Source organism: Kitasatospora sp. NPDC127035, from assembly GCF_042726075.1.
In the GTDB taxonomy this organism is placed as follows: Bacteria; Actinomycetota; Actinomycetes; order Streptomycetales; family Streptomycetaceae; genus Kitasatospora.
Window position 1 is genome coordinate 113,175 of record NZ_JBHXDN010000016.1, and the last position, 23,592, is coordinate 136,766.

Annotated in this window: 18 protein-coding genes and 1 tRNA gene; 10 read left to right on the forward strand and 9 right to left on the reverse strand. The window is 72.8% G+C overall.

Annotated elements, in window-relative coordinates; all coding sequences use genetic code 11:
- Nucleotides 1-45: 45 nt before the first annotated feature.
- Complete coding sequence (locus tag ACFWIC_RS14255) at nt 46-1,212, reverse strand: rhodanese-like domain-containing protein (protein WP_380360669.1); 1,167 nt, start codon at nt 1,210-1,212, stop codon at nt 46-48.
- 255 nt (nt 1,213-1,467) lie between these two features.
- On the opposite strand from ACFWIC_RS14255, the gene ACFWIC_RS14260 reads away from it, so the two are divergent.
- Nucleotides 1,468-4,296, forward strand: a complete 2,829-nt coding sequence (locus tag ACFWIC_RS14260; protein WP_380518480.1) for a SpoIIE family protein phosphatase — start codon at nt 1,468-1,470, stop codon at nt 4,294-4,296.
- A gap of 99 nt (nt 4,297-4,395) precedes the next feature.
- Here the strand turns inward: ACFWIC_RS14260 and ACFWIC_RS14265 are convergent, their stop codons facing one another.
- Complete coding sequence (locus ACFWIC_RS14265) at nt 4,396-5,154, reverse strand: hypothetical protein (protein ID WP_329949617.1); 759 nt, start codon at nt 5,152-5,154, stop codon at nt 4,396-4,398.
- 217 nt (nt 5,155-5,371) lie between these two features.
- Nucleotides 5,372-7,198: a phosphatidylglycerol lysyltransferase domain-containing protein gene (locus ACFWIC_RS14270; protein WP_380518483.1), complete on the reverse strand. Its 1,827-nt coding sequence runs from the start codon at nt 7,196-7,198 to the stop codon at nt 5,372-5,374.
- Between the two features lie 321 nt (nt 7,199-7,519).
- Between ACFWIC_RS14270 and ACFWIC_RS14275 the strand changes: the two genes are divergently transcribed.
- Both ACFWIC_RS14275 and ACFWIC_RS14280 read left to right on the forward strand, forming a co-directional pair.
- Nucleotides 7,520-8,173 carry a response regulator transcription factor gene (locus ACFWIC_RS14275; protein ID WP_329884998.1) on the forward strand — a complete coding sequence of 218 codons (654 nt, stop codon included), beginning with the start codon at nt 7,520-7,522 and terminating at the stop codon, nt 8,171-8,173.
- Complete coding sequence (locus tag ACFWIC_RS14280) at nt 8,170-9,309, forward strand: histidine kinase (protein WP_355398950.1); 1,140 nt, start codon at nt 8,170-8,172, stop codon at nt 9,307-9,309. The genes ACFWIC_RS14275 and ACFWIC_RS14280 overlap by 4 nt, the downstream gene beginning before the upstream one ends.
- Nucleotides 9,310-9,465: 156 nt before the next feature.
- Here the strand turns inward: ACFWIC_RS14280 and ACFWIC_RS14285 are convergent.
- Nucleotides 9,466-9,549 (reverse strand) — tRNA-Leu (locus ACFWIC_RS14285).
- Between the two features lie 416 nt (nt 9,550-9,965).
- Here ACFWIC_RS14285 and ACFWIC_RS14290 point away from each other — a divergent pair.
- The 6 genes from ACFWIC_RS14290 to pknB all read left to right on the forward strand — a co-directional run bounded on the left by ACFWIC_RS14290 (nt 9,966) and on the right by pknB (nt 18,781).
- Complete coding sequence (locus ACFWIC_RS14290; RefSeq protein ID WP_380518487.1) at nt 9,966-10,832, forward strand: FhaA domain-containing protein; 867 nt, start codon at nt 9,966-9,968, stop codon at nt 10,830-10,832.
- A gap of 46 nt (nt 10,833-10,878) precedes the next feature.
- A complete protein-coding gene (locus ACFWIC_RS14295) occupies nt 10,879-11,412 on the forward strand; it encodes an FHA domain-containing protein (protein ID WP_329884783.1) in 534 nt (177 codons plus the stop codon).
- A 53-nt stretch (nt 11,413-11,465) separates the two neighbouring features.
- Nucleotides 11,466-13,166, forward strand: coding sequence for a protein phosphatase 2C domain-containing protein (locus ACFWIC_RS14300; RefSeq protein ID WP_329949613.1), 1,701 nt, complete (start codon nt 11,466-11,468; stop codon nt 13,164-13,166).
- Nucleotides 13,167-13,319: 153 nt separating this feature from the next.
- On the forward strand, nt 13,320-14,804 hold the full coding sequence (locus ACFWIC_RS14305) for an FtsW/RodA/SpoVE family cell cycle protein (protein WP_329884785.1): 1,485 nt from the start codon (nt 13,320-13,322) through the stop codon (nt 14,802-14,804).
- Nucleotides 14,801-16,258, forward strand: coding sequence for a penicillin-binding transpeptidase domain-containing protein (locus ACFWIC_RS14310; RefSeq protein ID WP_329949612.1), 1,458 nt, complete (start codon nt 14,801-14,803; stop codon nt 16,256-16,258). The genes ACFWIC_RS14305 and ACFWIC_RS14310 overlap by 4 nt, the downstream gene beginning before the upstream one ends.
- Before the next feature lie 357 nt (nt 16,259-16,615).
- Nucleotides 16,616-18,781: a Stk1 family PASTA domain-containing Ser/Thr kinase gene (gene pknB / locus ACFWIC_RS14315; RefSeq protein WP_329949611.1), complete on the forward strand. Its 2,166-nt coding sequence runs from the start codon at nt 16,616-16,618 to the stop codon at nt 18,779-18,781.
- A 198-nt stretch (nt 18,782-18,979) separates the two neighbouring features.
- Here pknB and ACFWIC_RS14320 read toward each other — a convergent pair whose 3' ends face one another.
- From ACFWIC_RS14320 to ACFWIC_RS14340, 5 genes are read right to left on the reverse strand one after another with little or no spacing between them, the layout of a single operon-like run.
- Nucleotides 18,980-19,828 carry a class E sortase gene (locus ACFWIC_RS14320; RefSeq protein WP_380518492.1) on the reverse strand — a complete coding sequence of 283 codons (849 nt, stop codon included), beginning with the start codon at nt 19,826-19,828 and terminating at the stop codon, nt 18,980-18,982.
- Between the two features lie 46 nt (nt 19,829-19,874).
- The gene (locus ACFWIC_RS14325) at nt 19,875-21,314 is read right to left on the reverse strand and encodes a class E sortase (RefSeq protein WP_380518494.1); all 1,440 of its coding nucleotides are present in this window, start codon (nt 21,312-21,314) and stop codon (nt 19,875-19,877) included.
- Between the two features lie 5 nt (nt 21,315-21,319).
- Nucleotides 21,320-21,982: an aminodeoxychorismate/anthranilate synthase component II gene (locus tag ACFWIC_RS14330; RefSeq protein WP_329884789.1), complete on the reverse strand. Its 663-nt coding sequence runs from the start codon at nt 21,980-21,982 to the stop codon at nt 21,320-21,322.
- 55 nt (nt 21,983-22,037) lie between these two features.
- Complete coding sequence (locus ACFWIC_RS14335) at nt 22,038-22,217, reverse strand: hypothetical protein (RefSeq protein WP_329884790.1); 180 nt, start codon at nt 22,215-22,217, stop codon at nt 22,038-22,040.
- A 45-nt stretch (nt 22,218-22,262) separates the two neighbouring features.
- Nucleotides 22,263-23,021, reverse strand: a complete 759-nt coding sequence (locus tag ACFWIC_RS14340; protein WP_329949744.1) for a DUF881 domain-containing protein — start codon at nt 23,019-23,021, stop codon at nt 22,263-22,265.
- A 177-nt stretch (nt 23,022-23,198) separates the two neighbouring features.
- Between ACFWIC_RS14340 and crgA the strand changes: the two genes are divergently transcribed.
- Nucleotides 23,199-23,447, forward strand: a complete 249-nt coding sequence (gene crgA / locus ACFWIC_RS14345) for a cell division protein CrgA (RefSeq protein ID WP_329884791.1) — start codon at nt 23,199-23,201, stop codon at nt 23,445-23,447.
- The last annotated feature ends 145 nt before the right edge of the window (nt 23,448-23,592 follow it).

A 23,592-nucleotide genomic window follows, 5' to 3' on the forward strand; every position in this document is an offset into this window, starting at 1 on the left:
CCCGTCCGGACCACCGGAATCCGCGGGGGACCCCCGGGTCGCCCGCTACAGGACGAAGGCCTGCTGGCCGCCGCTGCTCACCATCGGACGGCCCGCGCCGTCCCAGGCGTACATGCCGCCGTCGACGTTGACCGCGTCCCGGCCGTTCTGCACGAGGTACTGGACGACCTGCGCGGAGCGCCCGCCGACCCGGCAGAGCACGTACAGCTTCCCGTCCGGAAGCTCATCGATCCGCGCCACGACCTCGCCGATCGGGATGTGCAGCGCACCGTCCACGTGCCCGGCGTCCCACTCGTCCTGCTCACGGACATCCAGCAGGGCGGCGTCGGCGGGGACGCCGGCGGCGTCGATGGTGGGGATCTGCGCGAACATCGTCTGGTTCTCCTGGGCGTCGGGATCGGCTCCGCCATTGTCCCCCACCGTCGCCGGGGCGCCGAGCAGCCGCTCCAGCTCGGCCTGCTGGGCGGCGGCCTTGGCCAGCAGCTGCTCGGCCAGCTCCTCCAGCAGCCGGTCCGGATCCTGCGGGGCGAGCGCCAGCAGCTCTCCCATCGCGGTCCGCTCCAGCCGCACCTGCTCGGCGGCGAGCCCGCCGATCCGGCCGGTGAGCCACTCCAGGCGGAGGCGCAGCCAGCCGAGCCGGTCGGGGGAGTCGACGGCCGGAGCCGCCTCGGGGGCGGTGGACCACTCGGCGGCCAGCGTCTCCAGCGCACCGGTGTCACCGAACGCGTACGCCTCGTTGACCCGGATCAGGAAGGCGGCCCGGAGCTCCTGCTCGGCCGGGTCGGTGGTGAGGTCCGGGTGGGCCCGGCGGACCAGCTCCCGGTAGACCCGCTGGGCGTCCCGACCGGGCCGGACCCGGGCCGGTGCGGCCGGCGGCGGCGGGGCGTCCTCCTGTTCCCGCACGGTGTCGAACAGCGCGTCCAGGTCGGGGAGTTCGTCCACCCTCCGGCGTGCCTCGGCGGCCTGCCTGAGGTCCTCCGGAAGACCGGTGCGGGCGGCCAGGGCCTCGGCGACCAGCGCGTCCAGCTCGTCCAGCCGGGCGTACAGCGGACCGAGCAGCTGGTGGTGGATCAGCGCGAAGTTGTCGATCTCGACCCGCAGGGTCTGCACGTCGACGTCCATGGTCAGCCAGGCGAGTTCGGCGGCGGCGACCCGCTCCTCCAGCTCCTGCTGCTCCGGATCCGTCCAGCGGACGGGGCTCTGCGCGGTCACTTCTCGCCTCTGTCTCGTCCTGGGTGGTTCCGTCCCGTCCTGCGACCCTACCCCCCGCGTGCGGTGCACCGGCGGGGTGGACGGGGAGTGCGGACCGGCGCACGCCACGTGACACGCAACTGATACCGAGGAATCTCCCCGTTTCGCTATCGAGTCCCGGCCCGTCCGTGCTTCGCTGGTATCCGCACAGCATGCCTTCCTCCGGAGAATCGGCCGTCTCCAGGCGTGGCGGCCAGGCGGGAGCAGACCCAATCCATGGTGGACGAGCCCAACTCCACATCGCGTCCGGCGGGTACCGAAACGGGGCCCGGAACCGCACCGGGTGACCAGCCGTCAGGGGTGGTCGCCCTGGTGCGGCTCGCCCTCGTGCTGGTCGACCGGAGCGGCCGGATCACCCAGTGGAGCCGGGCGGCCGAGGAACTGTTCGGACACCGCGCGGAGGTCGTCCACGACCGCCCCGCCACCGGCCTGCTGCCCGCCGCCGAACCGCGCAGCGTCCCCGCTCCGGCCGGGGCCGGGATCCCGCCGGCCCGCCGCCGGGACGCCTTCGACACCCTCGCCGAGCTGACCGCCAACGGGACCGCCTGGGCCGGGCAGCTGCCCGTGGTCGACCGCGAGGGGCGGCTGCGCGACGTGCTCTGGTGGGCCTACCCCGTGGACGGACCCGTCGGCGGACTGCTGGCGCTGGCCGCCGACGCCCGCCCGCTGCGCTCGGCCGGCCCCCGGCTGGCGCTCGGCGAGCGGCTGCTGCCGTTCGCCGCCGCCCCCGCCGCCCGCGGCGGCTTCCACCGGATCTCCGCCGCGCTGACCGCCCCCGGCCGGCCCGTCCCCGCACCCTTCGCCGCGCTGCTGCCCGGTTCGGCCGAGCGCCGCGGGCCGCTGCTGGTCGCGCTGTCCCGGGGCGGCCTGCCGGCCCTGCGGCCCGACCCGACCAGCGTGCTGCCGGTCCGGCCCGCCGACCCGGCGGCCGGCACCGCCCACGCCGCCGCCGGGATCGGTCGGCGCTATCCGACCGCGCAACAGCGGGCCACCCGGCTCGGCCCGCCGCCGCAGCCCGAGCAGCCCGCACCCGGCCGCCGCCCGGCCGGCCCGCTGCCCGGCCAGCGCGAGGCCGCCCCGACCACCGCCGCCCCGACCACCGCCGGCGCCACCGCCGCCTCCCAGACCGGAGCGCCCCAGGCCGGCACCGCCGCGCCCGCCGCACCGGCCACCGTCCCGGCCCCGCCGAGAGGAACCACCGCCATCGAGCAGACCGCTGTCGGGTCGTCCGCCGTCGAATCGTCCGCCCCCGGGCGCCGGCTCCACCCGGGCGAGCCCACCGCACCACCCACCGCACCCGTCCCGGTCCCCGGAGCCGTACCCGTGACCACCCCCGTGGCCCCGACCGGCCGGTTCGGCGCGTTCCTCACCAACGGCCAGGCGGGCGAGCAGCTGGCCCTGCTCAACGAGGTCGGCGGCAAGGTCGGTACCACCCTCGACCTCGGCTTCACCGCCCACGAGCTCTGCCAGGTCCTCGTCCCCCGGGTCGCCGACTTCGCCTGCGTCGACCTGGTCGACGGCCTGATCTCCGACTCCGAGCTGCCGGCCGCCCGCCCCGACGACGACACGATGCTCCGCCGGGTCGCCCTGGCCTGCAACGAGTCCGTCGGCGAGTGGGACCACGTGCTCGCCGAGGGCGCGCTGGTGGCCATGCCCCGCCGCACGCCGCCCGGCATGGCCCTCCAGCTCAACCAGCCGGTCCTGGTCCCGGTGGTCACCCGGGACGTCGCGGTCGACTACGCCGCCGCGCTCGGCGGCCCCAGGCTCGCCTCCGTGGTCTCCGGCCGCTCCATGCTGGTGGTGCCGCTCTCCGCCCGGGGCACCGTGCTCGGCATCCTCAAGCTGCTCCGGCTGCCCGACCGCGACCCCTTCGACGAGGGCGACGCCGCCACCCTCAAGGAGCTGGCCGCCCGGGCCGCGCTCTCGCTGGACAACGCCCGGCTGCACCGGGCCGAGTCGCGGGTCGCCACCACCCTGCAGCGGTCGATGATCCCGACCCGCCCGCCGCAGATCCCCGGCGTCCAGATCGCCCACCGCTACCTGCCCGGCGACTCCCGCGCCGAGGTCGGCGGCGACTGGTTCGACGCGATCCAGCTGCCCGGCAGCCGGGTCGCCCTGGTGGTCGGCGACGTGATGGGCCACGGCCTGCACTCGGCCGCCGCGATGGGCCGCTTCCGCACCGCGATGCAGACCCTGGCCGCCCTCGACCTGCCGCCCGGGCAGCTCCTGCGCCACCTGGACAACCTGGCCCACAAGCTCGGCGACGACCATCTCGCCACCTGCCTGTACGCGGTCTACGACCCCATCAACCGGACCTGCGAGCTGGCCAGCGCCGGCCACGTCCCGCCGGTCCTGGTCCACCCGGACGGCACCGGCGAGCTGCTGGAGATCCCGGCCGGCGCCCCGATCGGCGTCGGCGGCGTGCCGTTCGTCGCCAAGACCATCGACGTCTCGGACGGGTCGATGCTGGTGCTGTGCACCGACGGCCTGGTCGAGGTCCGGGGCGGCGACATAGGGGCCGGGCTGGCCGCGCTCTGCGGCAACCTGATCGACCCCCGGCAGAGCCCCGAGCAGGCGTGCGACGTGGTGCTGGACCGGCTCCACTCGGACGACCGGAAGGACGACGTCGCCCTGTTGGTCGCCCGGTTCGACGGGGTGGCCCCGAGCGAGGTCGCCACCTGGGACCTCACCGTCGACCAGCGCGAGGTCCGCCGGGCCCGCGCCCTGGTCCGCGAGCAGCTGGCCGGCTGGCACCTGGGGGCGCTCAGCGACACCACCGAACTCCTGGTCAGCGAGCTGGTGACCAACGCCGTCCGGGTGGCCCGGGACCGCGTCCAGCTCCAGCTGATCCGGGTGGACAAGCTGCTGGTCGAGGTCAGCGACGACAACCACAACCTGCCCTCGCTGGAGCCCGCCGAACAGCTCGGCGAGACCGGCCGCGGACTGACCCTGGTCACCAAGCTCGCCGAACGCTGGGGCACCGCCCGCAAGGCGGTCGGCAAGGTCGTCTGGTTCGAGCTGCCCCTGCCCCCGCCGCCGCACTAGCGTCGCCCGGACCGCTCGGCGCAGTGCCCCCCGGTCGCGGGCACCGTGCCCGTCCGTCCGCCGGCTCGTGCCCGTCCGGACCCGGTGCCCGGGTCCGGGCTACGGCACGGCCCGGACCGGCGCCCGGCGCCTGGCCTCGTTGGCGACCTCGATCGAGGCCGCCGCGGCCACCACGGCCGCCGCCCCGACCCCGGCCAGCACCCGCGGCCAGAAGTCCCCGAACACCTCCACCGAGACGGCGATCAGCAGTGCCGCTATCACCGCGACCACGTGCTCCAGGCCGGCCAGGTTCGGCAGCACGACCGCCTCCCCGACCATCAGTGCCACCACCAGACCGGCGGTGAACCAGGCCCGGCTGCGGAAGGCGATGCAGATCGCCAGCGCCACCACGGCCGCCGACGGACCGGTGTCCCGCACGTGCGCGACCCACTTCGGGAAGCCGAAGACGTGCTCCGGTCCGATCGCCACCCCGACCCGGGCGAACAGCGTCCCGGCCAGGGTGCAGGTGTAGGCCACCACCAGGGTCAGCCGCCGGCCGAGCACGATCTCGGCGATGCCGAAGACGAGGAAGACCTGGGCCAGCGCCCCCCAGACCGGCAGGTCCAGGGCCGGCACGTACAGCGACAGCGGAGTGCGCAGCAGCGAGACCTCCAGCGGCAGCGCGGCCTTCACCACCCCGATCTGGGTGACGAACCGCTCCCCGCCCGGCAGGTGCTGGACGATGCTGAACAGCAGGATCAGGCAGGTCGCCGCGGTGGCCAGCGGGACGGCTGCGAACTTCTTCCGCACCACCCCTTCCCGGACGATCCCGAACAGCGTTCCCCACTCGGCGACAGCGGCCTCTCTGGCAATTGCCACCGGCCCCTTTCGCACGCCCCCCGCGTGGGCCCTCTGATTCACTACCGTCTCCATATCCCCGAAGCCGGGAACGTTTCCCCGGCTACCCCCACATTAGAAGCCGGTTAAGGAATCCACATCGGCATCAATGTGGACCGAGGTCATCCTCAGGGGGGAGGGCTCACCCCGAAATCCCCCCATCCGGACGTCCGGCTCCCTCCGCCCCCCGGCGGAGGGACTACCCCTTCCCGTCCTTCGCCGCCACCGGCACCCGGGGCTCCGCGACGGCGGTTCCCGTGTGTCGACGACGGAACAGGGCGGGCAGACTCGGCGCGGTGATGAAGCCCTCGGCCCGGGCACTGGCGATGCCGATCCGCGGAATCTCGCTGCTCTTCTCGAACAGCAGATAACGCGGCTCCCAGATCGGCCGGTACTTGGCGTTCGCGCGGTACAGGGATTCGATCTGCCACCAGCGCGAGAAGAAGCCCAGAACGGAGCGCCAGAGCCGCAGCACCGGACCGGCGCCGAGCTTCGAACCGCGCTCGAAAACGGAACGGAACATCGCGAAGTTCAGCGAGACCCGGGCCAGATTCACCTCGCCCGCGCGCTGCAGGAGTTCGATCACCATGAACTCCATCAGGCCGTTCTCGGTGTCCCGGGCCCGCCGCATCAGGTCCAGCGAGAGCCCGTCCGCGCCCCACGGCACGAAGCTCAGCAGCGCCTTCAGTTCACCGTCGCCGTCGTGGCACTCCAGCATCACGCAGCGGCCGTCGCCCGGGTCGCCCAGCCGGCCCAGCGCCATCGAGAAACCGCGCTCGGTCGCGCCGTCCCGCCACTGGTCGGCCTTGGCCACCAGCTCGGCCATCTCCGACTCGGGGATCTCCTCGTGCCGGCGGATCCGCACCGTGTACCCGGCCCGCTTGACCCGGTTGTAGGCCTGCCGCACCACCCGCATCGCCCGGCCGTCGAGCGAGAACTCGTCCAGCTCGACGATCGCCTCGTCGCCCAGCTCCAGCGCGTCGAGGCCGTGCCGGGCGTAGATCACGCCGGCCTCCTCGGAGGCGCCCATCACGGCGGGCGCCCAGGCGTGCTCACGGGCCTCGGACAGCCAGGCGTCGATCGCCCCCGGCCAGGCCTCGGGGTCGCCGATCGGGTCGCCGGAGGCCAGCGAGACACCACCGATCACCCGGTAGGTGACCGCCGCCTTGCCGCTCGGCGAGAACACCACGGCCTTGTCCCGGCGGAGTGCGAAGTAGCCCAGCGAGTCCCGGTCGCCCTGCCGGTCCAGCAGCCCGCGCAGGCGCTCCTCGTCCTCGGCGGTCAGCAGTTCCTTGTTGCGGGGGCTGCGGAAGGCGACGTAGAGCACCAGCAGGAAGAGCAGCGCGCCCATCGCGTTGATGACCGCGTTCACCCAGGTCGGGGCGTCGATCACGGAACGCAGGTGCTCGGACGGCGTGACGGTGACCATCCGGCCGACCGAGTAGCGGAACGTGTCCCAGAAGCCGGCGCCGTCGAGGTCGTTGGTCAGGGCGACCAGCGCGGCCCCGACCACCCCGCCGAAGCCCAGGCCGGCCACGAAGGTGGCCGCCGCCGTCTTCGGGTTGGAGCGGTCCCCCTTGGAGGTGAACTCCTTCCGGCCGATCACCAGGGCCAGCACGAACAGGCAGGTCAGCACGGTGGAGACGTAGTTCAGCGGGTGCTCGTTGAAGCCCTCGCCGGGCAGCGACATGGCAGCCAGGTAGAGCAGGGCGAACACGCCGGCGAGCGCGATGTTGAAGATCCACGCGGCCCGCTTGCGCCGCCGCATCGCGATCGCGAGGAAGGCCGACAGCACCGCACTGCTCAGGCCCGCCGTCATCAGGTACGGGGTGAAGTACTCGCCCTCGTTGTGCGTCTCGACCTGGTCCCGGAACGGCACCAGCAGCACGGTGACCAGGTTCAGCAGGGCGAGCAGCCGCAGGTACCAGACGGTCGCCGCGGCGGCCCGAGGGCGCCAGCGCTCCAGGAGGCCGGGCGGGGACCCGGCGGAGGACGTGGACGGCTCCGGCTTCAGAGTGGACGACACAGCTCAATTCCAAACGATCAGATGGTGGGGCGCATCCGCACACGGCCCGAGGTCGGGCACTCCGTACAGGCCCGACGACCCGACCGACCGCTCGCCTCGGCCGGCAGACCGATGGAGCGGCAGCCAACTCCATGGTTCCCCACCCCGGGAGAGAATCGCGTGAACCAGGTAGGCGATTCACACCCCCGCCGAACGGCGGGGGTTCACGACCGGCCGAACCGCGGTCCCGGCCGCTCAGGCCCTACCCTCGAATCCAGTCATGCGGACCGGCCCGGCCCCGTCCGCCGAACCGAGGAGGGACCCATCACCACCACCCGCGTGCTGATCGTGGACGACGAGATCCTGGTGAGGTCCGGACTCGGGCTGATCGTCGGGTCCGCCGCCGACCTGGAGGTGGTCGGCGACTGCTCCGGCGGACAGGCCGAGGAGTACGTCCGCCGGCTGCGCCCGCACGTGGTGCTGCTCGACATCCGGATGCCCGACATGGACGGCATCTCGGTGCTCCGCCGGGTGCGCGCGCTGCCCGACCCGCCGGCCGTGGCGATGCTCACCACCTTCGACACCGACGAGTACATCGGCACCGCGCTGCGGGCCGGCGCGTCCGGCTTCCTGCTCAAGGACACCGCCCCGGAGCAGCTGGTGCACGCCGTCCGGGTGCTCGCGGCCGGTGGCAACATCCTCTCCCCGACCGTGACCCGGACGGTGATCGGCGGCTACGTCGACGGCGGCGGCCCGGACGCCGAGGCGGCGACCCTGGCCCGCACCCTGACCGGCCGCGAGCTGGACGTGCTGGCGCTCCTCGGCGAGGGCCTGTCCAACGCCGAGATCGCCGACCGGCTCTTCCTCGGTACCGGCACCGTGAAGGACCACATCAGCGCGATCCTCGGCAAGCTCAGCGCCGCCAACCGGGTCCAGGCCGCCGTCATCGCCCACCGGGCCGGGCTGGTGCGGCCCAGGCCGAGCGACGGGGCATGAGCGACCTCTCCCCCGGCAGACGGCTCCCGGCGGGGTTCACCGCCCCCTGGCTGATGCTCCTGCTGCCGGCGCTCTACTCCCTGGTCGACGCCGCCCTGGTGGCCCGGGGCGCCCCGCTCTGGCAGACCCTGCTCTCCGTGCTGGCCGCCGTCGCGCTGCTCTGGCGGCGGCGCTTCCCGGTCACCGTCCTGCTGCTGGTCATGCCCGGCAGCTACCTCGACGACATCTGGCTCGCCCCGATCACGGCCGTCTACACGGTGGCGGCCGAGCGCCCCAGCCCCCGGGTGGTGGTGCCCTGCGCCACCCTGTTCGCCCTGGTCGAGTTCTTCCACTGGCCGGTCTACGAGCAGACCTTCGCCCTCAGCCGGGACACCGCGCTGTACGCGATCCAGTCCGTGATGCTGGCGGCCGGTCCGGCCGCCACCGGCCTGCTCTCCCGGACCAGGCGCGAGCTCGCGGCCCGGCTGGACGAGCTGACCCGGGGCCAGGCGCGGGAGAGCCGGCTGCTCGCCGAGCGGGTGCTGAGCGACGAGCGCGGCCGGCTGGCCCGGGAGATGCACGACGTCGTCTCGCACCAGGTCAGCCTGATCAGCATCCAGGCCGGCGCGCTCCAGGTCTCGACCCCCGACCCGGCCGCGGTGACCACGGCCCGCACCATCCGGGAGCTCTCCGTCCGGACCCTGGAGGAACTGCGCCAGATGGTCGGGGTGCTGCGGGCCGGCGGCCCGCGGATGGACACCCCGCTGGCTCCGCAGCCCCGCCTGGCCGACCTCCCCCGGCTGATCGAGGAGAGCGGGCTCGCCGCCGACGCCGAGCTGACCCCCGGCGACCGCCCCTGGCCCGAGGCGGTCGAGCGGGCCGCCTACCGCACCGTCCAGGAGGCGCTCACCAACATCACCAAGTACGCCCCGGAGGCCGCGGTGCACGTACGGGTCAAGGCCCGGGGCCGCAGGCTGCGGGTGGAGGTCCGCAACGAGGCCCCGCCGGTCCCGCCCGTCCAGACGCTGCCGGGCGGCGGCCACGGCTTGGTCGGCCTGCGCGAGCGCGCCCAGCTGCTCGGCGGATCGCTCGCCGCCGGACCCACCACGGACGGCGGTTTCGAGGTCCGGGCCGAGCTCCCGGCCAGCCGGAACTGACCCCCGGAACTGGCCCCGGGACGCCCCCCGGAACTGGCCCCGGGACGCCCCTCGGGACGCGCCTCGGAACGCCCCGCCTCCGGCTCCCTCCGGAGGCGGGGGCGCCCCGGAGAACGAGAAAACCCCGCAGGTCCGAAGACCTGCGGGGTTTCACTGTGCGCGAGGGGGGAGTTGAACCCCCACGCCCTTTCGGGCACTGGAACCTGAATCCAGCGCGTCTGCCTATTCCGCCACCCGCGCATGGGTGTCTGTCGTGGTTGCCGGCCGATCAGCCGAGCTGCTCGGTACCATGTGGCCCTTGCGTCTCTTCGATCCGGCCCCCTTGCGGGTGCCCCTTCCGACGTGGAAAACAGTAGCACGACCAGCGGGTCACCTCCGAATCCGTTCCCCGCAGAGGCCGGGCGCATCCGAACGGATGCCCGGCGAACAGGCGGACGAGGGATGGCGGGCCCGTCGAACGGGTAGCCCTGGCATGCTGCCGCCCGAATGCGTCACCCTGTGTGTCCGAGCCCACCCCCGGGCACCACGTGGTCCGGGAACCGTACGGATGGCCCCGGCGTGGATACGATCAGTACGGAAGTACCGCAAGTAGGCGCGACCGGCTCCCCGGAATCCGGTCGGCAGGCAGGCGAACGAACCCTGGAAGGGGGTGCCCCATGGGAGTGCTGAAGAAGTTCGAGCAGCGACTCGAGGGTCTCGTCAACGGCACCTTCGCCAAGGTGTTCAAGTCCGAGGTCCAGCCCGTGGAGATCGCCGGAGCGCTGCAGCGCGAGTGCGACAACAACGCGAGCATCTGGAACCGCGAGCGCACCGTCGTGCCCAACGACTTCATCGTCGAGCTGAGCCCGCACGACTTCGAGCGGCTGAGCCCCTACTCCGGGCAGCTGGGCACCGAGCTGTCCGGCATGGTCCGCGAGTACGCCGAGGCCCAGCGGTACAGCTTCATGGGCCCGCTCCAGGTGAACCTGGAGAAGGCCGACGACCTCGACACCGGCCTGTACCGGGTGCGCAGCCGCACCCTGGCGGCCGAGGAGTCCCCGCCCCCGCCGCAACAGCAGCAGCAGGCGCCCGCGCAGCCCACCCAGCCCGGCTACGGGCGGCCGCCGGCCGCCCCGGCTCCCGGCGCACCGTGGCAGCAGCAGGGCACCGCCCCGTACAGCCCGCCCCCGCCGCCCGCCGCGCCCCCCGGTGCCCCCGGCGGCGGCAACGTCCGCCCGTTCCCGGGCGCCGGCCACGGCACGTCGGTGCGCCGCTGGATCGAGGTGAACGGCGCCCGGCACCAGATCACCGGGAACGCGTGCGTGCTCGGCCGCTCGACCGAGGCCGACGTGCGCATCGACGACCCCGGAGTCTCCCGCAAGCACGCCGAGATCCGGCCCGGTACCCCCTCGATGGTGCTCGACCTGGGTTCCACCAACGGCATCGTGGTGGACGGACAGCACACCCAGCGCGCTACGCTCCGCGACGGCTCTCGAATCGTCGTGGGCTCCACCACCATCGTCTACCGACAGGTCGAAGGGTAGTGTCCGATTTGTTCGCGCGCTTCGCTCACTCACGGGCGGGCCGGCCATGTCAGAACTGACCCTCACGGTCATGCGGCTCGGCTTCCTCGCCGTCCTGTGGCTGTTCGTCATCGTGGCGGTCCAGGTGATCCGCAGCGACCTGTTCGGGACGAGGGTGAACCCCCGCGCGTCCCGCCGGGGCGCCGCCGCGGCCGCCGCCGGCACCGCGACCCCGGCGCCGGGACGCGGGGCGCAGGCCCAGCCCTCCGCCGGTCCGCAGACCCAGGGCGGCGGGCGCCGACGCGGCGCACCCACCCAGCTCGTCGTGGTCCAGGGCTCGCTGGCCGGGACCACCGTCGCGCTCCAGGGCCAGACCATCACCCTGGGCCGGGCCCATGACTCCACCATCGTGCTGGACGACGACTACGCGTCCTCCCGGCATGCCAGGATCTATCCCGACCAGACTGGGCAGTGGACGGTCGAGGATCTAGGCTCCACCAACGGCACCTATCTGGACCGTCAGCGCCTGACCGCGCCGACCCCGCTCCAGCCGGGCATGCCGATCCGTATCGGCAGGACCGTCATCGAACTGCGGAAGTAGTAGCGCATGAGGGACAGCATCCCGTCCATGACCCAGAGGGGGGCACAGGTCGCATGACCCTGGTGCTGCGCTTCGCCGCCGGCTCCCACAAGGGACTGATCCGGGAGGGGAACGAGGACTCCGGCTATGCCGGCCCGCGGCTGCTGGCCGTGGCCGACGGCATGGGCGGTGCGGCGGCCGGTGAGGTCGCGTCCTCCGAAGTGCTCGGCTCGATCGTCCGGCTGGACGAGGACGTGCCGGGCGCCGATCTGCTGACCCTCCTCGGCGATGCGGTCCAGGGCGCCAACGACCGGCTTCGCCAGATGGTCGAGGAGGACCCGCAGCTCGAAGGCATGGGCTGCACCCTCACCGCGATGCTCTGGACCGGCCAGCGGATGGGCCTCGTCCACGTCGGCGACTCCCGCGCCTACCTGCTGCGCGACGGCGCACTGGTGCAGATCACCCAGGACCACACCTGGGTGCAGCGGCTGGTCGACGAGGGCCGGATCACCCCGGAGGAGGCCGAGACCCACCCGCAGCGCTCACTGCTGATGCGGGCGCTGGACGGCCGCGGCCAGGTCGAGCCGGACCTCTCGATCCGCGAGGTCCGGGCCGGCGACCGCTACCTGATCTGCTCCGACGGCCTCTCCGGCCCGGTCAGCCACCAGACCCTCCAGGACACCCTCGGCAGCTACTACTCGCCCGAGCAGACCGTGCAGGAGCTGATCCAGCTCGCCCTGCGCGGCGGCGGTCCGGACAACATCACCTGCATCGTCGCGGACGTCCTCGACGTCGGCGCCACGGACACCCTGAGCGGCCAGTTCAGCGACGTCCCCGTGGTGGTCGGCGCGGTCGCCGAGACCCCGCCGTCCTCGGCCGCCGCCGACCGGTCGATCCGCGACACCCCGGCCGGCCGTGCCGCCGGGCTCGGCCGCGGCCCGCAGGGCGCGTTCGGCCCGGCCGCGGGCTACGACCCCGGCCACCCGGGCGACGGCCAGGGCGGCTTCGGCCCGGCCGAGGGCTACCCCGAGGGGTACCCGGAGGGCTACGCCGGCGAACCCGCGGCGTACGGCGCCGAGGACTTCGACGAGGAGCCCCGCCCGAAGCGGAAGAACCGGGCGCTGGCGTTCTCGCTGGTCGGCCTGGTCACGCTGGGCCTGCTCGGCGCGGGCGGCTTCTTCGGCTACCAGTGGACCCAGAGCCAGTACTACGTCGGCGCCGACGGCGACCACGTCGCGGTCTACCAGGGCGTCCACCAGAGCCTGGCCGGACTGAACCTCTCCTCGGTGCACACCCCGTACAAGGACATCGAGCTTAAGTTCCTGCCGCAGGACCAGCGCACCCACGTCGCCAACACCATCTCGGCGAGCAGCCTCGGCGACGCCGGCGACAAGGTGAAGAAGCTGGGCGAGCAGGCCGCGCTCTGCCGCAAGGTCGCCGACGCCCGGACCGCCGCGGCCAACACCGTCCCCGGGACGGTACCCGCGCTCCCCGGGACCGCCCCGACCGTCCCCGCCTCGGCGGCCGGCGGACCCGCCGGGACGACGCTGCAGGCCGGGTTCGTGACCGCCACCGCGCCGCCCAGCCCGTCCACCACCCGGGCCCCGGCGGCGGGCGTGCCCTCGCCCACCCCGACCCAGAGCTCTCCGGCCCCCGCCACGCCGTCCGCGGCCGCGCCCAGCCAGAGCGCCGCCGCACCGGCCGCACCGCAGAACGACCTGCCCGGCCTGAGCGACGAGGAGCGGCAGCGGGCCGACTCCTGCCCGAAGCCGTGACGGCCGCGACCCGACATAGGCCCGCCCCGCGCGGGCCCGCCGGCCGGCAGGGAGCGGCCACCACGTGAGCGAGCAGACCACCGAGAGGCGTTCCCGGGCGAACGCCCCCGCCGGTCCCCGGGTGTCCCCCGGGGCCGGGGGAGAGGCGGGAGCATGAGCACCTTCGACCTGAGCAACGACGCGAACAACCGGTCCGACGGACGCCGGGCCGGCGGTGTCCCCGCCGACCGCGCGTCCTCGCGGCGCCGCGGCAACACCACCATCTCGCCGCAGGGCACGCCGAACCGCCGCAACACCGAGCTGGCCCTGCTGGCCTTCGCGGTGCTGCTGCCGGTCCTGGCCTACGCCAACGTGGGCCTGGCGATGGACGACGCGCTGCCCACCGGCATGCTCGGCTACGGCCTCGGCATGGGGGCCCTCGCGCTGATCGCGCACCTGCTGATGCGGAAGTTCGCCCCCTACGCGGACCCGCTGATGCTGCCCATCGCCACCCTGCTCAACGGGCTCGGCGTGGTGATGATCTGGCGGCTCGACAAGGCCGGACCGCTGCTGCACAAGAACTTCGCGGCGGCCCCCAACCAGCTGATGTGGTCGGGGCTCGGGGTCGCGTTCTTCATCGTGGTGATGGTCTTCCTGAAGGACCACCGGGTCCTCCAGCGCTACACCTACATCTCGATGGTGGTGGCCCTGGTGCTGCTCGCCGCGCCGGCCTTCTTCCCGGCGCGCCAGGAGGACTTCGGGGCCAAGATCTGGATCCGGATGGGCGCCTTCTCGATCCAGCCCGGCGAGTTCGCCAAGATCATCCTGACCGTCTTCTTCGCCGGCTACCTGATGGTCAAGCGGGACGCCCTGGCCCTGGCCAGCCGCCGCTTCATGGGCCTCTACCTGCCGCGCGGCCGCGACCTCGGTCCGATCATCGTGATCTGGCTCCTCAGCCTGCTGATCCTGATCTTCGAGAACGACCTCGGCTCGTCCTTCCTGTACTTCGGCCTCTTCGTGGTGATGCTCTACGTCGCCACCGAGCGGACCAGCTGGATCATCTTCGGCCTCCTGATGTCGGTCAGCGGCGCGGTCCTGGTGGCCTCCACCACCAGCCACGTGAAGACCCGCATCGACGCCTGGCTCGACCCGATGGCCGCCTTCTCGCCGAACCACCCGCCCGGCGCCACCGAGCAGATCGGCCAGTCGCTGATGGCGCTCGGCTCCGGCGGGGTGACCGGCTCCGGCCTCGGGCAGGGGCGGTCCTGGCTGATCGACTTCGCCGCCAAGAGCGACTTCATCCTCGGCTCCTTCGGCGAGGAGCTGGGCCTCACCGGCATGATGGCGATCTTCATGCTCTACGCCCTGCTGATCCAGCGCGGCCTGCGCACCGCCGTCGCCACCCGCGACCCGTTCGGCAAGCTCTTCGCCGTCGGCCTCTCCTCGGCCATGGCGCTCCAGGTCTTCGTGGTGGCCGGCGGCGTCACCGGGCTGATCCCGCTGACCGGTATGACCATGCCGTTCCTCGCCCAGGGCGGGTCCTCGGTGGTCGCCAACTGGGCCCTGGTCGCGATCCTGCTGAAGATCAGCGACAGCGCCCGCCGCCCGGGCGTGGAACCCGCTCCCGCCAGCGAGCTCCAGGGGGGAGCAGCCTCGTGAACAAGCCGATCCGCCGGGTCTCGATCTTCTGTCTCGTCCTGATCCTGGCCCTCATGGTGCGCACCAACTGGGTGCAGGGCGTCCAGGCCGACGCCTGGGCCACCAACAAGAACAACAAGCGCCAGGTCTACGACCGGTACGCCCACCCGCGCGGCAACATCATCGTCGACGGCCAGCCGGTCACCCAGTCCGCCTTCGTCAACGGCCTGCGCTACAAGTACAAGCGGTCCTGGGTCGACGGCCCGATGTACGCGCCGGTCACCGGCTACTCCTCGCAGGCCTTCGGGGCCAGCCAGCTGGAGCAGCTGGAGGACGGCGTGCTCTCCGGCAACGACGACCGGCTCTTCTTCCGCAACACCCTGGACATGCTGACCGGGGAGCCGAAGAAGGGCGGTGACGTCGTCACCACCATCAACGCCAAGGCGCAGAAGGCCGCCTTCGAGGGGCTCGGCAACAAGAAGGGCGCGGTCGTCGCGCTCGACCCGCGCACGGGCGCGATCCTGGCCCTGGTCTCCACGCCGTCGTACGACCCCGGTGTCTTCGCCGGCAACGAGTCCGCCGACTCCAAGGCGTGGACGGACCTCAACGCCGACCCGAACAAGCCGATGCTCAACCGGGCGCTGCGCGAGACCTACCCGCCGGGCTCGACCTTCAAGCTGGTCACCGCGGCGGCGGCGTTCGAGAACGGCCTCTACCAGAACATCGACGACGCCACCAAGACGCCGAACCCGTACGTCCTGCCCGGCACCAAGACCGAGCTGAAGAACGAGTCCGACAAGGAGCAGTGCGAGAACGCCACGCTCAAGTCCGGCATGGACCAGTCCTGCAACACGGTCTACGGCAAGATCGGCGCGGACCTGGGCAAGGACAAGATGCGGGCGCAGGCCGAGAAGTTCGGCTTCAACAGCACCGTGGACACCCCCGTCCGGTCCGAGAAGAGCGTCTTCCCGACCGACTCCACCCCGGACGGCACCGCGCTCGACTCCATCGGCCAGCACGACACCCGGGCCACGCCCCTGCAGATCGCCATGGTGACGGCGGCGATCGCCAACAACGGCTCGCTGATGCAGCCCTACCTGGTCGACCAGGAGCGCTCGGCCTCGCTGACCACCATCTCCAAGCACACCGAGAAGCAGTTCTCGCAGCCGATCAGCCCGGCCACCGCGCAGAAGCTGCAGGAGATGATGGTCTCGGTGGTCGAGAACGGCACCGGCAGGAACGCCCGGATCCCCGACCTGACGGTCGGCGGCAAGACCGGCACCGCCCAGCACGGCGAGGACAACGCGGGTCTGCCGTTCGCCTGGTTCACCTCCTACGCCAAGGCGGCCGACGGCCGCTCGGTCGCGGTCGCGGTGGTGGTCGAGGACGGCTCCAACAACCGTGACGGCATCAGCGGCGGCCGGCTGGCCGCGCCGATCGCCAAGTCGGTGATGCAGGCGACGCTCGGGAAGTAGCCGGCCGGTCCGGCCGGTCGTGCCCGGCCGACCGGGTCCGCTGGGCCCGCCTGATCCACCGCTTCCGCCCGTTCCGGGAGGCCCCCGGGGCGGGCGCGGACGGCTTCCGCGGGTGAGTGAAATGTCACGATCGGCACCCCTGTCCGGGTACCGGTCTGATATCGGCCTGCGGTCGACTCGGGTCCGGCGCGGTGCGACCGGTAGCGTATCCGCAGCAGCGGGTGTACCCGTTGCCGCCCGCGAGACGCCGCACGGTCCTGAACGCAGAACCACCCGGGGCCCGGGCGGCGTCACAGGGAGCGTGCGGGGACACCTACGTCAGAACCTCACCGGCGGGTGAGGGAGAGGGTCGGAACTATGGAAGAGCCTCGTCGCCTAGGCGGCAGGTACGAGCTCGGCGGCGTCCTGGGACGCGGCGGCATGGCCGAGGTGTACCTCGGCCATGACACCCGGCTCGGCCGCTCCGTCGCAGTGAAGACGCTCCGGGCCGACATGGCCCGGGATCCGTCGTTCCAGGCCCGCTTCCGTCGTGAGGCACAGTCCGCGGCGTCACTCAACCACCCCGCCATCGTCGCCGTCTACGACACCGGCGAGGACTACATCGACGGGATCTCCATCCCGTACATCGTGATGGAGTACGTCGAGGGGTCCACGCTGCGGGAGCTGCTGCACTCCGGGCGCCGGCTGCTGCCGGAGCGCGCGCTGGAGATGACCATCGGCATCCTGCAGGCCCTGGAATACTCGCACCGGGCCGGCATCGTGCACCGCGACATCAAGCCCGCCAACGTCATGCTGACCCGGCAGGGCAACGTCAAGGTCATGGACTTCGGCATCGCCCGCGCGATGGGCGACGCCGGCATGACGATGACGCAGACCTCGGCCGTCATCGGCACCGCCCAGTACCTCTCCCCGGAGCAGGCCAAGGGCGAGCAGGTGGACGCCAGGTCCGACCTCTACTCCACCGGCTGCCTGCTCTACGAGCTGCTGACCGTCCGCCCGCCGTTCGTCGGCGACTCCCCCGTGGCGGTCGCCTACCAGCACGTCCGGGAGGAGGCGCAGCCGCCGTCCGTCTTCGACCCCGAGGTCCGCCCCGAGGTCGACGCGATCGTGCTCAAGGCGCTCGCCAAGGACCGCGACTACCGCTACCAGAGCGCCGACGAGATGCGCGACGACATCGAGCGCTTCCTCGACGGCCTGCCGGTGGCCGCCGCCCAGCAGGCCGCCGCCTACGGCATGGGCGCCGCCGGGTACGGCTACGACCAGAACGGCTACCCGCAGCACGACCCGTACGGCCAGACCAACATGCTGCCGCAGCACGCCGCCGGCGGGCCGACCACGGTGCTGCCGCAGGCCTCCCCGGCCGGCTACCCGCAGCCCCAGGGCCCCGGCTACGACGACGGGTACGGCCAGACCTACGCCGGCGCCCAGGGCGGCGGCAACGACGGCTACGACGACGGGTACGGCCGCAGCGGCCGGCGCGGCGGGGAGCCGCCGAAGAAGAGCAACACCTCCTGGATCGTGCTGGCGGTCGCCGCCGTCCTCGTCCTGGTGGGCACCTTCTTCGTCGCGCAGGCGATGTTCGGCAACTCGAAGGGCGACACCCCGAAGGAGGCGCCGAAGGTCGCGGTGCCGAACCTGGTCGGCAAGAGCCTGGCGGAGGCCAAGACGCTCGCCGCCCAGGCCGGTCCCAAGCTGGTGGTCACCGAGGGCGAGAAGGTCGCCTGCCCGGACGCCGCGGTGAAGAAGGACCAGGTCTGCACCCAGAACCCGGCGGTCGGCGGCCAGCTCGCGGAGGCCGGCACGATCACCGTGCAGCTCTCCTCCGGCCCGGCCAAGGCCGCCGTGCCGGCCGTGACCGGCAAGACCAAGGAACAGGCCGTCAAGGCGCTGGCCGACGCCGGGTTCACCAACGTCACCTCCGAGTACAAGGACGACGAGAACGCCCCGCTGGAGCAGGTCACCGGCCAGGACCCGCCCCCCAACGCGGGTGCCGACCCGACCGCCCCGATCAAGCTCACCGTCTCGCAGGGCAAGGCGAAGGTCGCCGTGCCCAACGTGGTCGGCCAGCCCAAGGAGGCCGCGCAGGCCACCCTGGAGAGCGCCGGCTTCCAGGTCGACGCCTCGAAGACCACCACGACCAACGACCCGAGCAAGGTCAACACCGTGGCCTCGCAGACGCCGACGGCCAACAGCAAGGTCGCGGCGGCCTCGAAGATCCAGCTGACCGTCTTCAAGGCGCCGGACAAGGTCACCGTCCCGCCGCTGACGAACGTCGTCCTCAGGGACGCCATCAAGCAGCTGGAGACCGCGGGCCTGAAGTACACCATCGTGTTCGGTCCGGCGGACCCGGCCTCGCTGGTCACCAGTTCCACCCCGCAGGCCGGGACCCAGGTGGACCCGCAGACCTCGATCGGGCTGATGACCAAGGCGGCGGATCCGCCCAAAGGGGGCGACACCCCCACCATCCCCGGGATCCCCGGTATCCCCACGCCCTCCAACACCAAAGGGGGACCCAACAACTAAGCCCTGGTTCCCCTGGTTCTGAGCACGTCGGAACCGGGCCGGCCGGCCGAGTTGTTTCCGGGAGCACCTGAACGCCCGAGCGCCTGAACGCCCGGGCGCTTGAACCCCCGAGGGCCCGTCGACGGAGTGTCGACGGGCCCTCGGGCGTTCCCGGGCGCCGGGCGCGCGCGCCGGGCGCCCCGCCGCTGCGGCGCGGCCTCAGGAGTGCCGCAGCTCCGGCGGCGGGGTGCGCTTGGCGTCCATGTCGTCCACCCGCACCAGGCTCCCCCAGACCGCCATCCGGTAGCGCGAGGTGTAGACCGGCGTGCAGGTGGTCAGCGTGATGTACCGGCCGGGCCCGGCGTAGCCGGAGCCCTTCGGCACGGGCGCGACGATGCCGGTGTCGAACTTGGACGTCTCCGGCAGGGTGTTGTCGACCCGGTAGACGTACCACTTGTCCCGTGTCTCGACGACGACCGCGGCGCCCTTGCCCACGGCGTCCAGGTCGTGGAACTTCGCGCCGTGGCCGTCCCGGTGCGCCGCCAGCGTGAAGTTGCCGGTGGCGTCCCAGGGCATCGCCGAGCGGTACGGCTGCTCGTACACCCCGGCGACGCCCTCGGACAGGGTGTCGGGGTCGGTGCCCATCCGGATCAGCACCTGGTAGTCCCGGCCCATCGCCGGGACGTGCAGGAAGCCGATCCCGTCGCCCGCCGCGTAGGACGGTCCGGCTCCCGGTGTGCCGGCCGGTGCCGGGGTGCCGGAGGCGCCGGGGGTGCCCGGGGCGCTCGACGGGGGAGTGGCCGGGCCGGCCGCCCAGGACTCGCGCAGCTGGTCGGAGGCCACGGCGGCGGAACGGTCCGCCAGCACGTCGGTCCACCAGAGCGAGTAGGAGACGAAGAGGCCGAGCACCAGCCCCAGGGTGATCAGCAGCTCGCCGAAGACCCCGAGCACGGCCAGCGCCCGGCCACGGCGCCGCCGGCCGGCCGGGCCGCGCCCGGGCCCGTCCCCGTGCGCGGGTTCGGGCGGCGGGAAGGCCTCCTCGGCCACCACCTCGGTCCCCTGGGTCACGTCTCTCCCCTTCCCGGGCCGCCCTCGGGCCGCCCCGGGGCCGTCGTCAGCCCGCCGTGAGGGCGGCCGGCTTGCCCTGGCTGCGCGGCCGTTCGTCGATCATCTTGCCAAAGACGATCAGCCGGTACTTCGAGCTGAACTCCGGCGTGCAGGTGGTCAGCGTGATGTAGCGGCCGGCCTGGCCGTAACCGGCGCCGTTCGGGACCGGCTTGATCACGCTCACGTTGGACGGCGGGGTCTCCGGGATGCCCCCGGTGACCTCGTACGTGAAGTAGGCGGTCGCGGTCTCCACCACGATCTTGTCGCCCTTGCCGAGCTGGTTGATCCGCCGGAACGGCTCGCCGTGGGTGTTGCGGTGCGCGGCCAGCGCGAAGTTGCCCGCCTTGTCGGCTGGCATGCCGGTGCCGGTGTAGTGGCCCACCAGTCCCTTGTCCAGGACGGAGCCCTTGGCGGTGCCCTCGGCGATCGGGAACTTCTGGCCCAGCTTCGGCATGTGGATGATCGCGAAGCCCTTGCCGGGCTCGAAGGTCTCCGGCTTGGCCGGGTCGGGGGCCGGCTGGCCCGGCGCGGCCGGGGCCGGCTGACCGGCGTCGAACTGCTCCTCCAGCTGGTTGCGGGCGCCGTCGGCGGCCGCGTCGGCCTGCACGTTGGTCCACCAGAGCTGGTAGGAGACGAAGAGCAGCATCACCAGGCCGAGGGTGATGCAGAACTCGCCGAGGAAACGGGCGGCGACCACCGCCGGCGACTCCTTGGTCCGGCCCGCGGCGCCCCGGCCGGCCGCCCGGCGGCGCCCGTTGCCCGGGCGCACGGACGTCCGGCCCTGCGCGGCGCGGCGGCGCTCGGCCCGGCCGCCGCCGGCCGGCGGACCGTCCGCGCCGGCCACCGCGGCCATGGTGACCGTCTCGGCCGCCGCGAGCGCCTCGAAGGGGCCCCCGGGGGCCTCCTGGGCGTCCGGACGCGGCCCGAGCGCCTCCTGGGCCGGCGCGGCCTGCTCGTAGACGCCCCAGCCGTCCTCGGCTCCGCTCGGCGCCGGGTGGCCGCCCTGGACCGGGTCCTGACCCTGGTTCCGCCCCTGCCCCTGCTGGGCGGGCACGTGCCCGCCCTGCTGGAGCTGCTGGGCCCGGTACGGGTCGTACTGCTGGTACTGGCCGTTCTGCGGGTACTGGCCGTTCTGCGGGTACGGCTCAGCGCCGTACGGCCCCTGCTCGTACGGCGCCTGCGGGTACGGCGTCTGCCCGGCCTGCTGGTACGGCCCCTGCGGGTACGGGGTCCGGGCGTACTGTCCCTGGGCCTGCTGTCCCTGGACGTACTGCTCCTGGGGGTACTGCCCCTGGGGCCCCTGGGTGTACTGCTCCTGCGGGTACTGCTCCGGAGGGTACGGCTGCCGGTACGGGTCGTGCGGGTACGGGCCGGCGCCCGGGTCCGCGGCGCCGCCCTGCGGGTCCGCGTCCGGCTGGTAGCGCCCCTCCGGACGCACCGCGGTCACGCCGCTCAGCCCCGGCCGATCACCGGGGCGAGCCCGGCCGAACGGTCCACGGCCAGCGGGTCGCCGCACTCGGCAAGCCAGTTGGCGAGCATCCGGTGACCGCCCTCGGTGAGCACCGACTCGGGGTGGAACTGCACGCCCTCGACCGCCAGCTCGCGGTGGCGCAGGCCCATGATCACGCCGCTCTCGGTGCGCGCGGTGACCACCAGCTCGTCCGGCACGGTGGCCGGCTCGACCGCCAGCGAGTGGTACCGGGTCGCGATGAGCGGCGAGGGCAGTCCCGCGAACACCCCGCCGTCCTCGTGCTCGACCGGCGAGGTCTTGCCGTGCAGCAGCTCGGGTGCCCGGTCGACCACCGCGCCGTACGCCACCGCGATCGACTGCAGGCCCAGGCAGACGCCGAACACCGGCAGCCCGATCCGCGCGCAGTGGTGCACCATCTCGATGCAGACGCCGGCCTCCTCCGGGGAGCCCGGGCCGGGGGAGAGCAGCACCCCGTCGAATCCGGTGTCGCCCTCGCGGCGGACCGCGTGCCCGACCGTCACCTCGTCGTTGCGGACCACCTCGCAGGTGGCGCCGAGCTGGTAGAGGTACTGGACCAGGTTGAAGACGAAGCTGTCGTAGTTGTCGACGACCAGGATGCGGGGCGGGGCCGGCTGGGTGGTCATGCGCGCGTTCTCCGTGGGGTGCGGGGACTGGGGACGAGGGGCGGTTCCGCCGGGGTCAGCCGACGGCGCCGTCGTCGCCCCCGTCCACTGTGACGTCTCCGAAGGGGAGGAGCGGTTCCGCCCACGGGAAGACGTACGTGAAGAGGAGGTAGACCACTCCCAGCACGAGGAGGAGCGAGATGACGGCCTTGACCGGGGAGGGCCCCGGGAGGTGTCGCCAGATCCAGCCGTACATGGTGCTCCCTCGACGTATCAGACTGGGGACAAGAGTAGACCCGCCCTACTGCTGCCCGGTCGCCGAGCGGAGGTCCGCCGTCCCCGTGAAGCCGGGCAGGGCGAGGTCCCCGCCCTCCTGGACCTTCCAGCCCAGCCCGTAGGCCTGGACGTACTTCAGGTAGTTGCGGATCGTCGGGTCCGACTCGACCGCCCCGCGCAGCGCGTCCGTCCTCCCGACCGCCCTCACCACGTAGGGCGGTGAGTAGACCCGGCCCTGGAGCAGCAGGGTGTTGCCGACGCAGCGGACGGCGCTGGTGGAGATCAGCCGCTGGTCCATCACCTGGACGCCCTCGGCGCCGCCCCGCCAGAGCGCGTTGACCACGGCCTGGATGTCCTGCTGGTGGATCACCAGGTCGTTGACGCCCGGCTCGGGCACCCCGGGGATGCGCGCGGTCGCGTTCGGCGGGGCGTCGTTGAGGGTGACCGTGAGGCCCGGGCCCTGGAGCGGGTCCAGCGCGGCGGCCTGTTCCAGGGCGGTCAGCCGGGCCGCGTCGGCCGGGCTGCGGCCCTGCTGGTCGGTGAGCTGCCGGGCCCGCTCCTGGAGGTCGGCGAGCTGGGCCTGGGACTGCTGGTTCTGGGCGCTGCGCTGCCGTATCACGTCGGAGAGGCTGAGCAACGAGTTGTCGGTCCGCAGATCGGTGCCGCGGGCGGTCTGCGCGCTGATGTAGAAGAGCAGCCCGGCGAGCGCGAAGACGGCGCAGGTCAGGGCACGTCCGACAATTCGGGTGCCGGCGGACCCGGTACGGGGCGGCCGAGGGGGAATCGACAAATTAGGCACCGTACCCTTATCTCCTTCAGACCCGCCGAGCCACTACGCTAACGGACGCCGGTGGCATGTGCGGGGTCGCTCCCCTTAACGTTCTCCCCAAACGCCACCGCCGGCCGCCTCGCCCCCGCTGAACCCCTGCGCGGTCACAGCGCATCGACAGGAGAGCTCCTCGTGCCGAAGTCTCGACTCCGCAAGAAGTCCGACTACACCCCGCCGACCACGGTCACGGTGAAGATCAGTTCGGGCCGCGGCTGGGTTGCACCCCTGATGCTGGCGTTGTTCCTGATCGGCCTGGTCTGGATCGTCACCTACTACGTGACGAGCGGCAGCTGGCCGGTGGAGAGCTGGCGGAACTGGAACATCCTGGTGGGCTTCGGCTTCATCGCGGCGGGGTTCGGCGTCTCCACCCAGTGGAAGTGACGCCGGGGCTCCACCCCTGAGCGCATTCCGCCGCCCCGGGACCGTCGGGTCCCCGGGGCGGCTTCGCGGTGCCCGGATTGCCGGATATGTACGAAACCTGTAGCGGTTTCTCCCGACTTGTCCCATCGGTTATCCCGCTTATCGT